Origin of the sequence: Muricoccus vinaceus (assembly GCF_042433125.1) — a bacterium.
GTDB lineage: Bacteria > Pseudomonadota > Alphaproteobacteria > Acetobacterales > Acetobacteraceae > Roseomonas > Roseomonas vinacea.
The window spans coordinates 1-12,449 of sequence record NZ_JBHLVZ010000060.1; the positions used below are offsets into that span (position 1 = coordinate 1).

A 12,449-nucleotide genomic window follows, 5' to 3' on the forward strand; every position below is an offset into this window, starting at 1 on the left:
AGCGAATCACCACCCAGCCCACCTGTCGAGCCAATTCAGCCGTTACCGGGACACGCTCCTAGGTGCGCTCGAGTGGGCGTATCTGAGTACGGTTCGATATGTACCCGTGAAGCCCTCCTCATCGCGGAGCCGCTTGAAGATAGTCAGAACTGAGAGCCGGGCGGAACGCGGCAGAATACTGTTTTCTTGGAGCAAGCGCTGAATTAAGACCGTGTATGGCCCGAGTTTCGTCGATGCACGGCCTTCCGTCTTATACGGCACGGGGAGCGGATGCAGGAGCATTTTGCGGACGGTCTTACGGCTGATGCCCGTCTCTCGGACCACACGTCTTACAGGAATGCCCTGCTCCAAGACCTGGCGCCGGATGCCTGCCCATTGTGCGACATCGCTGTACATATCGCCCACCCTACACCTGAGCCTGGTAGGGGCGTCGCTGCCATTTTCGAGCGGTTTCACCTTGCGTCTGCGGAACAGGCTGAGCGCCCATGACAACAACGCCAGTGGTCTAACCGGACGCGTCCTGACCGGTTTTGGTGCGTACGGAATGAAACGAGCATGCGCGATGCAACGGCCTGGGAGCAAGCTTGGTGCAGTTTGCCTCAGCGATCGCCCGTCTTACGGTTGTTCTGCGTCGCCTTGCCCACACCGCCCTGCTTGCTGCTGTCGTTGCGCCCACCGTCAGCCCGCACGTCCTTGGCATTCGGCTTGCCGCCCATGGCGTTCTTGCCACCCTGAGGGGCACGACCGGCGGGCGGAAGGCGAGGGAGGTTGGCCATGGTGGTGTCTCGTGAATGCGGTGGAGGACCGACTACGTAGAGAACGAGGCAGCCTTGCCGTGGTTAAGCGTGCAGGTGCCGTTACGAGAGCTCGGGGCTGAAGCGCCTGCTAATGCTGGAACTGCAATCGCCCGGGCGACAGCAACACCAACTTCGGATCGAAGCGCGGATCAATTTTAAAGCGATTACAGGGCACTAAACCTTGTAGACTAAATCGCCCAAGTCCCAAGCTTCGGAGACGACGCCCTCTCCGGAGAGAGAAAACGGCGCTCGTTCCGCACTCAAAGTATCAAGCTAGATGCGGGAAATGAGGCCAGAACACACGGAGAAGCGCGATTCCAACCTGCCAGAGAAAAGTTGTCTCGTGGAAAGTTGGAGCGGGCGAAGGGATTCGAACCCTCGACCCCGACCTTGGCAAGGTCGTGCTCTACCCCTGAGCTACGCCCGCGCTCCGTGCGGGAGCGGCTTTTGACATGGGCTGGCGGGGCTTGCAACCCCCCCCTTCGCCGGAAGATCAATCGGCCATGCCAGAAACCCCCGAAGCCCTTCTCGCGCGCCTGGAAGGCCTTGGCATCCAGGCCATCACGTACCAGCACCCACCCTTGCACACAGTGTCCGAGAGCAAGCGCCTGCGCGGCGATCTCCCCGGCCTTTACGTGAAGAACCTCTTCCTCCGGGCAAGGCCGCCCCATCCGTTCCTGCTGGTCGTTGCGGAGGAAGATCTGCCTCTCTCGATCAACGCCCTTGCACGGCGCCTGGACGCCGGCCGCCTTTCCATGGCGAGCGAGGCGGAGCTTTGGGAAAGGCTCGGGGTTCGCCCGGGCTCCGTCACCCCCTTCGCTCTGGTCAACGCACCCCCGGGCAGCGTTCGCCTGGTCATGGACAGCCGGTTGCTGGAAGGCCCCGGCCCGGTGAACCTCCATCCGCTCACCAACACCGCCACCACAGCCGTGGCGCCGGGCGACCTCCGTCGCTTTCTCGAGTCCCTCGGTCACCCACCGGTCGCGCTGGACCTGACGGCCGTCCCCACCGAACCGCTTGCCTGAGAGCCGGCGCAGCGCATTTATGGAGATGAGCAAGCCAGCCGAACCGACCACCCAGGAATAGCCGGAATCGCCATGAGCACCTTTCTCGACCAAACCCCGCCCCAGAATCCGGCCCTGGCCGACGACCTGATCAAGGACGGCGACCAGAAGACCTTTATGCAGGACGTCGTCGCCGCCTCGCGCGAGGTGCCGGTGCTCGTCGATTTCTGGGCAACCTGGTGCGGCCCCTGCAAGCAGCTCACGCCCACGTTGGAGAAGGTGGTGCGCGCCGCCGGCGGCCGGGTGCGGCTGGTGAAGATCGACATCGACAAGAACCGCGCCCTTGTCCAGCAGCTCGCCCAGCTTGGCCTGCCGCTCCAGTCCGTGCCCACCGTCGCCGCCTTCTGGCAGGGCCAGATCGCCGACATGTTCCAGGGTGCCCTCCCGGAAAGCGAGGTGAAGCGCTTCACGGAAACCCTGCTCAAGATGGCCGGCGGCCAGATGCCCTCCGCCGATCTGCTCGCGGAAGCCAAGCAGGCCGCCGAGGAAGGCGACCACCAGGGCGCCATCGAGCTCTATGGCGCCCTGATCCAGCAGGAGCCGGAGAACGCCTCCGCCTTCGCGGGCGTGGCGCGAAGCCTGATGGAACTCGGTGAGGAGGACCAAGCCGCCCAGGTGCTGGAGGAACTGCCGCCCAAGCTGCGCGACCACGCCGAGATCACGGCCGTCCGCAGCGCGCTGGAGCTGGCCGCCGCCGGGCGCGAGGCCCGCGGCAAGCTCGCCGAATACGAGGCGCGGTTGGCTGCCGATCCGGACGACCACCAGGCGCGGATCGACCTGGCCGTCGCCCTGAACGCCGCCGGCGACCGCCCGGCCGCCACCGATGCCCTGCTGGAAGCCTTCCGGCGCGACCGCGCCTGGAACGACCAGGCCGCGCGCAAGCAACTGCTCAAGTTCTTCGAGGCCTGGGGATTTGAGGACGCCGCCACCAAGGCGGGCCGCCGCAAGCTTTCGGCCATGCTGTTCAGCTGAGGGCCTTGCCCCGGCTGGCGGCGCAGATGCCCGCCGCCAGCCGGAGAGGCGAGACACCTCTGACCCTGGACAAGCCGCCCTTCCGGCGCATCTGCCCTTCACACGCAGGCGAACGGAAACCCCGGCCATGCCTTTCCATCCTTCCAGCCTCGCGAGCCTTCCAACGGATATCGCGGTGTTCCCCCTCACGGGCGCGCTTCTCCTTCCCGGCGGCCGCCTGCCGCTGAACATCTTCGAGCCGCGCTACCTCGCGCTGGTGGAGGCGAGCCTCGGCGACGGGCGCTCCTTCGGCATGATCCAGCCCGACCCCGCCGCCTCGCCGCAGCCGGAAGGACCCGGGCTCTACAAGGTTGGCTGCCTCGGCCGCCTCACCTCCTTCTCGGAAACCGAGGACGGGCGCTTCCTGATCAGCCTCACCGGCACCATCCGCTTCCAGGTGGCCGCCGAGCTGCCGGGACGGGACGGCTACCGCCGCGTGCGGGCCGACTACTCACCCTTCATCGCCGACCTGGACCGCCCCGCCCCCGAAGCGGAACTGGACCGCCCGGCCCTGCTGGACGCGCTGCGCGCCTATTTCCACGTCAAGGGAATCGATGCCAACTGGGAGGCGATCGAGCGGCTGGAGGAGGATCCCCTGATCACCACCCTCTGCATGGTCTGCCCCTTCGAGCCGCTGGAGAAGCAGGCGCTGCTGGAAGCCCAGGACCCGGCCGCCCGCGCCGCCATGCTGGTGACGATGCTCCGGATGGACAGCATGCCCGGGGCGGGCCAAGACGTCCGCCCGAGCTGAGGACCGAACCCATGAGCCAAACGACCGACGCCGCGACGGCCGCGGAAGCCCCTGCCGTGGACCCGCGCCTGCTGGAAATCCTGGTCTGCCCCGTCACCAAGGGTCCGCTGCGCTACGACCGTGCCGCCGGGGAACTGGTGAGCGAGAGCGCAGGCCTCGCCTATCCCATCCGCGACGGCATCCCGATCATGCTGCCCGACGAGGCCCGCCGTCTGTCAGACTGAGGTGCCCACCCCGACCGAAATCCGGCTGAACCGGGCCGAGCGCCGGCTGGACGTCACCTTCGACGATGGCAGCGCCTTCGGCCTGCCCGCCGAATACCTGCGTGTGGAAAGCCCCTCCGCCGAGGTGCAGGGCCACGGCCCCGGCCAGAAGACGCTCGTCTATGGCAAGCGGGAGGTCGCCATTCTCGCGGTGGAGCCGGTCGGCCATTACGCCGTGCGCCTGGTCTTCGACGACCGCCATGACACCGGCATCTTCACCTGGGACACGCTGCACCGCCTGGGCCGGGAACACCCGACCCGCTGGGCGGAGTACGAGGCGGCCTTGGCGGCCCAGGGACTGTCCCGCGACCGGCGCGGGCGCGCGGCGCCGGGCAACGGGCCGGGGAGGGGCTGATCCCCCTCCAGTTGCAATCCGCGCTCGGCCTGCTGGCCCTGGCAGCCCTGGCCTGGGCGCTGGGCGGCTTCCGGCGGCCAATCCCCTGGCGGGCCGTGGCCGCGGGGCCGGCCCTGCAGATCGCCCTTGCCGCCGCCCTGCTGCACATCCCGCCGCTTCGTGCCGCCTTCTCCCTGGTGGGGGATGCGGTGGGCGCCCTGGCGCGGGCCACCCAGGCGGGCACCAGCCTCGTCTTCGGCTACCTGGGCGGCGCCCCGCTGCCCTTCGCGGAAACCAGCCCGGGCGGCTCTTTCGTGCTGTTTTTCCAGGCGCTTCCCATCGTGCTGCTGGTCGGTGCCCTCTCGGCGCTGCTCTACCACTGGCGCATCCTGCCAGGTCTCGTGCGCGTCATGTCGCGCGGCCTGAGGGCGGCGTTCGGGGTGTCCGGCGCCTGCGGCGTGTCGGTGGCCGCCAACGTCTTCACCGGCATGGTGGAGGCCACCCTCTTCATCCGGCCCTGGCTCGCCGGCCTCACGCGCTCCGAGCTGCTGGTGGTGATGACCGCCGGCCTTGCGACGATCAGCGGCAACATGCTCGTGGTTTATTCGGCGATGCTGGCCGGTGCCGTGCCGGATGCCGCCGGCCAGCTTCTCGCGGCCAGCCTCGTCAGCGCCCCCGCCGCCATCCTCGCCGCCCGGCTGATGATCCCCGGCGAAACCGCGCCCCAGGCCACCGACATCGAGGCCCCGCGCCTCTACGACAGCAGCATGGACGCCCTGACCCGGGGCACGGCGGACGGGCTGTCGCTGCTGCTGAACATCATGGCCGGGCTGATCGTCTTCGTGGCGCTGGTGGCCCTCATCAACATGATTCTCCAGCCGCTCCTCGGCCTGACGCTGGAGAGCATCGCCGGCGTTCTCCTCCGGCCGCTGGCCCTCGCCATGGGCATCGGCCCCGAGGACGCCACGGCCGCCGCCCGCCTGCTCGGCATCCGCGGCGTCGTCAACGAGTTCGTCGCCTACCTCGACCTGGCGGGGGAGGGCGGCGCGGCGCTCGCCCCACGCACCCGGCTCATCCTCTCCTGGGCGCTCTGCGGCTTCGCGAACTTCGCGAGCGTGGGGATCATGGTGTCCGGCATGGGCGCGCTGTGCCCGGAGCGGCGGGCCGAGATCGTCCGTCTCGGCCTGCCCTCGCTGGCCGCCGCCACGATCGCCTGCTGCATGACGGGGGCGACGGTGGGGCTGCTGTCGCCCTGATCAGGCGCCCCACACCGCCATTTCCTCGCCCCGCACGCGCGGCAGCACGCGCCGCACGCCTTCCGGCCCGCCGAGCACGTTGATCCCCTCGCCCGAGGCCGAGACGGGCGCCCAGGCGCCACCCTCGTCGGAGGAGGGCGCCCCGTCCCGCGCGAAGCGGGCCCAGCCCTGCATCATCGCGCGCGCCAGAGCCGCTTCCGCCGGGCCCGTTCCGGACTTGGCGGCGAAATACGGATCGGCGTTGGTGCCGAACACGAAGGGAATCTCCGCGCAATGCGGCACCCCATGCGCCGGTGCCGCCAGCGGATGCGCGAATTCGTAGAGGAAGACGGGCTGCCCGGCCCGCGCATGCGCGCGCGCGACCTCCGTCGCATCCACCCGGAAGCCGAGATCGGTGTAGAGCGCGACCCAGAGGCTGCGTGGATCGGTGGGCGTCCCACGCCCCGCGGCGGCGGCCTTGTACCGCTCCAGCACCGCCTCCGGCGCCATCCCCGCGGAGGAGGGACGGTTCCCGGCCATCAGCGCCCGCAGCATGACCAGCAGCGACGCCTCGTCGGCCGGCGGCCGCGATCCCGGAACGGGCTTGCCGTCCGGACCCACCAGATCGAACCAGAACACGCCCTCGTCCCGCACGGTGCCGATCAGCAGCGGCATGGCCGGCAGCGGCGCCGCGCGCGGCGGCTGGGGGATCACCACGCCATCCGCGATCGGCAGCACCGGCACGCGCCCGCCGTGCTGCGCGCCCCATTCTCGGGCGAAAGCCAGCTCCGTGTCGTGCAGCCGCCGCGCCGGCACCGCCTTCAGCCCCGCGACGGTTGTGGAGAGCCTCGCCGCCAGTGCCTCGGCATAGGCCGCCGCGCCCGCCACGTCCGGCAGCGCGGGCGGGCCGAAGAAGGCACCGCTCTGGATGATCATCTTGTGGACCAGCCCGCGATTGGCCGGGTTCTGCGCGATGTTGGCAACGCTGGTGCCGCCCGCCGACTGCCCGAACAGGGTGACGTTGCCAGGATCGCCACCGAAGGCCGCGATGTTGTCCCGTACCCAGCGCAGCGCCGCCACCTGGTCCTGAACGCCCCAGTTCGCGGCGGCGCCCGTCCCGGGGTCGCGCAGGTCGGGATGGGCCAGGAAGCCCAGTGCGTTCAGCCGGTAGTTCACCGTCACCACCACGACATCGCCGAGGCGGGACAACGCCGCGCCGTCATTGCCCGCCGCCGCCCCCTCTCCGGTCCGCCAGGCGCCGCCATGGATCCACACCATCACCGGCCGGCGCCCCTCCAGCCCGGGGGTCCAGAGGTTCAAGGTGAGGCAGTCCTCGTCCATCGATGCCGGCTGGTCGTAGAGCCAGGCGGCCCAGGGCGGGATGGTCTGGATGGACGCCGCGCCGGCGCGCGTCGCGTCCCGCACGCCATTCCAGGCGGGGGCCGGTCCGGGCGGGCGGAAGCGAAGGGCACCAATCGGCGGGGCGGCATAGGGGATGCCCTTGAAGGCCATCACGCCGTCCCGCTCCAGCCCCCGCAGCGCCCCGGCAGGCGGCCTCGCCACCGGCGCCCCCTGCGCCCGCGCCAGGGACGGCCCGAGCACGGCCGCGCCCATGCCGAGGCCCGCGCCCAGCCGCACCACGTCACGACGCCCGAAACCGATCATGCCGCCCTCCGTCACGCCCGGCGGCCGTCATGGCGCAGGCCCATCGCGCGAACGGTGAACCCGGCCTGCGGCGGCGCCAAGCCCCGGGCAACGGTTCAGGCCGGGCGGCGCGCCCTGAGAGCCGCCGCCAGCGTGCCGTCATCCAGCACGTCCAGCGCCCCTCCCATCGGCACGCCCTGCGCCAGCCGGGTGACGGGCACGGGAAGCGGCCGCAACCGGTCCACCAGGTAGTGCCCGGTGGTGGCGCCCTCCACCGTGGCGGGCAGGGCGAGGATCACCTCCTCCACCTCGCCCCCGGCCACACGCTCCACCAGCGGCTGGATGGACAGATCCTCCGGGCCGACGCCGGCCAGCGCGGACAGCGTGCCACCCAGCACGTGGTAGAGCCCGCGATGCGCCCCGGCCCGCTCCAGCGCCCAAAGGTCCGACACCCCCTCCACCACGCAGACCAGCCCGCGTTCCCGCCGGGGGTCGCGGCAGATGGCGCAGGGATCGCGCGTATCGAGGTTGCCGCAGACGCGGCAGGGCCGCACCGCCTCCGCCGCTGCCTCGAGTGCCCTGGCCAGCGGGATCATCTGGCGCTGGGGATCCTGCAGCATCCTCAGCACGGCCCGGCGCGCGGAGCGCCGCCCGAGGCCGGGCAGGCGCGACAGGAGATGAATGAGCTGCTCCACCGGATCATTCGGCGGAACCGATGTCGGCGCGGGCGCGAGGCGCGCCACGGAGGGGTCGAACGGCATCCGGCTCATATGGTGATGCCGCCCCCCACCCGCATCAGAAAGGCATCAGAACGGCAGCTTGAAGCCGCCCAGCCCGCCGCCCATTCCGGGGATGTTGAGGCTCGAGGTCGCCTTGGACATCTCCTCCGCCATCATCGCCTCCACCTTCGCCTTGGCATCGGCATGGGCGGCGATCACCAGGTCCTCGAGCACCTCGCGCTCCTCGGCCACGAGCAGGGACGGGTCGATCGCGATGCCCTTGAGGTCGCCCTTGCCCGAAAGGGTCACGCGCACCATCCCGGCGCCGGCCTGGCCTTCCATGGTGGCGGCCTCCAGGGTGGCCTGCATCTCGGCCATCTTGGACTGCATCTGCTGCGCCTGCTTCAGCATGTTGCCCAGGTTCTTCATCGGCGATCCTCGCGGTCAGGGTTCAAGGGGTTCAGGGCCGGTCCATCCCGGCGGGCTCGGCGTCGTCGGGCGCGAAGCCGGGGCCGGCGTCGTCACCCGGCAGATAGCCGGTCTCGTCCTCCTCCACCGGCTCGCCGTCATTCGCAAGGGCCATGGAGAGGTCAGGCGGGGGCAGGCCATAGGCGTCCAGCGCGGCGTCGCGCACCTCGCGGATCTGCGCGCCGGGAAAGGCCTGCATCACCGCCAGCACCAGCGGATGCGTGCCGGCGACCTCCAGCCGCGCGGCCTTGGCCTCGCGCGACTGCTCGGCGATGGTCGGCTCGCCCGGGGCGTTGGAGAGGGAAACGGTCCAGCGCGCGCCCGTGGTTTCCTGCAACAATGCGGTGAGCTGCCCGGCCAGGTCGCGCGGGGCGTCCGGGCGCGTCCGCAGCTCGATCCGTCCGCCCTCGGGCCGCGCATCGAAGCGCACGAGGTGGACGCTGTGCACGAGATGCGCGTGCAGCATGGGCTTGCGGCCAGAGGCCAGGGCCACGACCTCGCGGAAGGTGGCCGGCACCTGGGCAGGGGCGGCCTCCGTTTCCGGCGGCATGGCCGGTGCCACCTCCGCCGCGACCGGGGCGCCGCCCGCCACCGCGCGCAACCCACCGCCCGCCGGCCCGCCAATGGAGGCCGTGCCGACCGCACCCACCAGCGTGCCTGAAGCGGGGCCCGCCGCCCCCCGCGCCGGACTGGCGGAGCCCTGCGCCCCGCTGCCCTGGCTTCCCGCAACCGGCTGGGCGCCGCCCTGCGCCCCCGAAAGCCGCCGCACGATCTCGCCCGGCGTCGGCATCTCGGCCAGGTGCGCCAGCCGGATCAGCACCATCTCCGCCGCGGCCCGGCGGTCGGGGCTGTCCGCCACCTCGTTGATGCCGCGCAGCAGCACCTGCCAGGCACGGCCCAGCACCGGAATGGTCAGCGTCTCCGCCAGCGCGCCGCCCCGCACCCGGTCCGCCTCCGGCACCGAGGGATCGTTGCGCAGGGCGGGCACCGCGCGGAAGCGCGTCAGCGTGTGGGTCAGCTCCGCCATGTCGGCCAGCACCACGCCGGGATCGGCGCCGCGCTCATGCGCGCGGTCCATGGCGGCAAGGGTCGCCGGCAGGTCGCCGCGCATGGCGGCCTCCATCAGGTCCATCACCAGGGCGCGGTCGGCCAGGCCCAGCATGTCCCGCACCTGATCCGCCGAAACCCCTTCGCCCTCGGTCGGCATGGCGATCGCCTGGTCGAGCAGGGAAAGCCCGTCGCGCACCGATCCGTCCGCCGCGCGCGCGATCATCGCCAGCGCCTCCGGCTCGATCGCCGCGCCCTCCTTCTCCGCGATGCCCGCGAAGTGCCTGCGCAACGTCTCCTGCGGCACGCGCTTGAGGTCGAAGCGCTGGCAGCGCGACAGGATGGTGGCCGGAACCTTCCTGATCTCGGTGGTGGCGAACAGGAACTTCACCTGCGGCGGCGGTTCCTCCAGCGTCTTGAGCAGCGCGTTGAACGCCGCCCCCGACAGCATGTGCACCTCGTCGAGGATATAGACCTTGAAGCGCCCCTGGCTGGGCCGGAAGCGCACGGCCTCGCGGATCTCGCGCACGTTGTCGACGCTGTTGTTGGACGCCGCGTCCAGCTCCATCACGTCCGGGTGGCGGTCCGCCAGGATGGCCCGGCATTCCGGGCAGACGCCGCAGGGATCGGCGGTCGGGCCGCCCTTGCCGTCCGGCCCGATGCAGTTCAGCGCGCGGGCGATGATGCGGGCGGTGGTGGTCTTTCCCACCCCGCGCACGCCGGTCAGCATGAAGGCATGGGCCACGCGGTTCTGCGCGAAGGCGTTGCGCAGGGTGCGCACCAGCGCCTCCTGCCCGATCAGGTCGTTGAAGTCCTGCGGACGGTACTTCCGCGCCAGCACGCGATAGGGCTGCGAGGGCTGGTCCGGCCCGGAGACGGGCGAGCCGGCAGAAAGGGCGACGGGTGGGGCAGGGGCCGCCACGGCCGGGGCGGCGGGCGCCGGATCCCCGAACAGGCCCGGCCCTTCCATCGGGGGCTCCGGCAGCTCATCCGACGTGTCTGGCGAGAGATCGGTGTCGCTGGTCATCCGGGCCGCATGGGTGAGGGCGGCCTGGGCCGCCAGGCGATCGGGGGGAATGCCCCGGAAAAGGGTGGAAGACCGGCCACAACCCGGGCGTTGACCCGCCTCGGCTGCTTCCTTCCGGACCTGACCGGGTCGACGAGGCGCCCGTCCGCGACCGGCCTTCCGCGGCGGAATATGGGGGGAGGGGGCCCGAGAGTCCATCGGGGGAGCGCGGCTCTCCCCGGGGCATTGCGCGAAAGCCGCACCCGTGTTGTCCCCTCCCGCCCCCCGTGCGAGGTTCCGGCCGCCCATGCTCACCATCCCCGCCAGCCGCCCCAATGCCTATACCGGCAGTCCGCTCGACCGCGTTTCGGACCGCCGCGACGACGAAGCCTTCGTGGCCGCCGCCCTGGCCGACCCCTCCAGCCTCATCACGCCCGTCTGGCGCGCGAAGAGCCTGCTGCGCGGCGTCGAATCGGGCGCGCCCGAGGCCGTGCTCCTCACCCGCGAGGCAGCGGGCGCCGTGATGATGGCGGGCGGGCCCTGGGCGCTGCTCGGCCTGCGCGACGGCACGCCGGTCTTCGCCGTGGATTGCAGCGCCGCCGAGGACCCGCTCCCCCTGCTGCCGGAGAACTTCGGCACCTTCCACGACCTGCGCGCGGTCGCCGGCCTGCTGCCGCCCGGCGAGGCCTCCATGCTGGCCCATGCCCGCGGCCTCATGCACTGGCGCACCCGCCACCGCTTCTGCGGCGCCTGCGGCCATGGCTGCGAGCCGCGCTCCGCCGGCAACGCCATGGCCTGCCCCAACTGCGGCGCCCAGCACTTCCCGCGCACCGATCCGGCCGTGATCATGCTGGTGGTCAGGGATGGCCGCTGCCTGCTCGGCCATTCCACGCGCTTCCCGAGCACCACCATGTACTCGACGCTGGCGGGCTTCGTGGAACCGGGCGAAAGCCTGGAGGAGGCCGTCCGCCGCGAGGTGGGAGAGGAAACCGGCGTGCGCGTCGGCGCCGTGTTCTATCACTCCTCCCAGCCCTGGCCCTTCCCGGCCTCCATCATGCTCGGCTTCCACGCGGAGGCGCTGAGCGAGGAGATCACCGTGGACGAGACCGAGCTGCGCGACGCCCGCTGGTTCACCCGCGACGAGCTCCGCAACCCCGAGAGCGCCGGCTTCTCCCTGCCGCGGGTCGATTCCATCGCCCGCCGCCTGATCGAGGACTGGCTGGAATCCACCCCCGCATGATCCGCCCGGTCCTCCTCCTCCTGCCGCTCCTGGCCGCCTGCAGCGCCAACGATCCCCTGCCGCGCGCGGACAACGCCGCCGAGGCCGCCTGCCGCCGCGAGGCCGAAGCCAGCCCAACCGTCCGCGCGGGCTATGCGCGCCTGCCGCCGCCGGAGAACGTCACCTCCTTCAACCGCGTGAAGGCGGAGATCGCCGCCACCGAGCGCGGCGCCTATCTCCGCTGCATGCGCGACAAGGGCCTGGCGCCGCCCGGCGGCGTGGAGCCCGTGCGCCCGCCGCAATGATGCCGCCCCGGTGACGCGGCTGGGCCGCCGCGCCCTGGCTGCCTTCCCCGACGCCTTGCCGACCCCGGCGCGGTCCCATGCCCATGCCCAGGCCCTTACCGCCTGGCGGAGGGCTGGAGGCCGCCTGGTCCACCCTCGGCCCGGCCACGCAGGGCTGGAGCCCCCTGGTCACGCCCGGCGTTCCCGCGATCTGGCCGCCCGACGGCAAGGGCGCACTCCGCCACTACGCCTTCGCCCCGGTCTCGCGAATGGCGTGGAGGTCTCCTCCCCCGGGCGATCGCCGAGGAGCGCCCGGGCTTGCCCGCCCGGATCGTCCTCCCTGGCCAAGCAGTCACCCCACTGGGTATCCAGGGCGTCCGCCCCATGGCCGCGGAGGAGCGGGCCCTGGCCGCGCGGGAAGCCGAGATCGACACTCTTCTCGCGGCCCGTTCCGAGGCCCTGCCCGGCCCCGAGGCCGCGGCGCTGGTCCGCGCCTTCCATTGCGGCTGGCAACGCCGGCAGGGCGTGATCGCCGCGGCCGTCCTTCATGGCCACCGCGCCTTCGCCGGCTGGCTGGGCTGCGCCTGACGGAGCGAAAGGCGCCCGC

14 protein-coding genes, 1 tRNA gene and 1 other RNA gene are annotated in these 12,449 nt (G+C 71.5%); 9 read left to right on the plus strand and 7 right to left on the minus strand.

Going from position 1 to position 12,449, the window contains the following annotated elements:
• Positions 1 to 599: 599 nt before the first annotated feature.
• Entirely contained in the window at positions 600 to 776 is a 177-nt protein-coding gene (locus tag ACFFIC_RS17320; RefSeq protein ID WP_377052593.1) for a hypothetical protein, read from the minus strand.
• A 373-nt stretch (positions 777 to 1,149) separates the two neighbouring features.
• Positions 1,150 to 1,224 (minus strand) — tRNA-Gly (locus ACFFIC_RS17325).
• A gap of 76 nt (positions 1,225 to 1,300) precedes the next feature.
• Here ACFFIC_RS17325 and ACFFIC_RS17330 point away from each other — a divergent pair.
• From ACFFIC_RS17330 to ACFFIC_RS17355, 6 genes are all read left to right on the plus strand, one after another.
• Positions 1,301 to 1,822 (plus strand): prolyl-tRNA synthetase associated domain-containing protein, encoded by a 522-nt coding sequence (locus ACFFIC_RS17330; RefSeq protein WP_377052595.1) that lies wholly within the window; start codon positions 1,301 to 1,303, stop codon positions 1,820 to 1,822.
• Between the two features lie 72 nt (positions 1,823 to 1,894).
• Positions 1,895 to 2,833 carry a tetratricopeptide repeat protein gene (locus ACFFIC_RS17335; RefSeq protein ID WP_377052597.1) on the plus strand — a complete coding sequence of 313 codons (939 nt, stop codon included), beginning with the start codon at positions 1,895 to 1,897 and terminating at the stop codon, positions 2,831 to 2,833.
• Between the two features lie 127 nt (positions 2,834 to 2,960).
• Complete coding sequence (locus tag ACFFIC_RS17340; protein ID WP_377052599.1) at positions 2,961 to 3,623, plus strand: LON peptidase substrate-binding domain-containing protein; 663 nt, start codon at positions 2,961 to 2,963, stop codon at positions 3,621 to 3,623.
• 11 nt (positions 3,624 to 3,634) lie between these two features.
• On the plus strand, positions 3,635 to 3,847 hold the full coding sequence (locus ACFFIC_RS17345; RefSeq protein WP_377052601.1) for a Trm112 family protein: 213 nt from the start codon (positions 3,635 to 3,637) through the stop codon (positions 3,845 to 3,847).
• A 1-nt stretch (position 3,848) separates the two neighbouring features.
• Positions 3,849 to 4,241, plus strand: coding sequence for a gamma-butyrobetaine hydroxylase-like domain-containing protein (locus ACFFIC_RS17350; RefSeq protein ID WP_377052603.1), 393 nt, complete (start codon positions 3,849 to 3,851; stop codon positions 4,239 to 4,241).
• Between the two features lie 11 nt (positions 4,242 to 4,252).
• Positions 4,253 to 5,476 (plus strand): NupC/NupG family nucleoside CNT transporter, encoded by a 1,224-nt coding sequence (locus ACFFIC_RS17355; RefSeq protein WP_377052605.1) that lies wholly within the window; start codon positions 4,253 to 4,255, stop codon positions 5,474 to 5,476.
• On the opposite strand, the gene ACFFIC_RS17360 is transcribed toward ACFFIC_RS17355, so the two are convergent.
• From ACFFIC_RS17360 to ffs, 5 genes are all read right to left on the minus strand, one after another.
• Positions 5,477 to 7,120, minus strand: a complete 1,644-nt coding sequence (locus ACFFIC_RS17360; protein ID WP_377052607.1) for a carboxylesterase/lipase family protein — start codon at positions 7,118 to 7,120, stop codon at positions 5,477 to 5,479. It lies immediately after the preceding gene.
• A gap of 95 nt (positions 7,121 to 7,215) precedes the next feature.
• Positions 7,216 to 7,860 carry a recombination mediator RecR gene (gene recR / locus ACFFIC_RS17365; protein WP_377052911.1) on the minus strand — a complete coding sequence of 215 codons (645 nt, stop codon included), beginning with the start codon at positions 7,858 to 7,860 and terminating at the stop codon, positions 7,216 to 7,218.
• 45 nt (positions 7,861 to 7,905) lie between these two features.
• A complete protein-coding gene (locus ACFFIC_RS17370; RefSeq protein ID WP_377052609.1) occupies positions 7,906 to 8,247 on the minus strand; it encodes a YbaB/EbfC family nucleoid-associated protein in 342 nt (113 codons plus the stop codon).
• Positions 8,248 to 8,278: 31 nt separating this feature from the next.
• The gene (locus tag ACFFIC_RS17375) at positions 8,279 to 10,360 is read right to left on the minus strand and encodes a DNA polymerase III subunit gamma/tau (protein WP_377052611.1); all 2,082 of its coding nucleotides are present in this window, start codon (positions 10,358 to 10,360) and stop codon (positions 8,279 to 8,281) included.
• 64 nt (positions 10,361 to 10,424) lie between these two features.
• An RNA gene (gene ffs, locus ACFFIC_RS17380) (signal recognition particle sRNA small type) lies at positions 10,425 to 10,520 on the minus strand.
• A gap of 126 nt (positions 10,521 to 10,646) precedes the next feature.
• Between ffs and nudC the strand changes: the two genes are divergently transcribed.
• The 3 genes from nudC to ACFFIC_RS17395 all read left to right on the plus strand — a co-directional run bounded on the left by nudC (position 10,647) and on the right by ACFFIC_RS17395 (position 12,430).
• Positions 10,647 to 11,579: an NAD(+) diphosphatase gene (gene nudC / locus ACFFIC_RS17385; RefSeq protein ID WP_377052613.1), complete on the plus strand. Its 933-nt coding sequence runs from the start codon at positions 10,647 to 10,649 to the stop codon at positions 11,577 to 11,579.
• Positions 11,576 to 11,863, plus strand: coding sequence for a hypothetical protein (locus tag ACFFIC_RS17390; RefSeq protein WP_377052615.1), 288 nt, complete (start codon positions 11,576 to 11,578; stop codon positions 11,861 to 11,863). The genes nudC and ACFFIC_RS17390 overlap by 4 nt, the downstream gene beginning before the upstream one ends.
• A gap of 297 nt (positions 11,864 to 12,160) precedes the next feature.
• Entirely contained in the window at positions 12,161 to 12,430 is a 270-nt protein-coding gene (locus ACFFIC_RS17395) for a hypothetical protein (protein WP_377052617.1), read from the plus strand.
• Positions 12,431 to 12,449 lie beyond the last annotated feature (19 nt).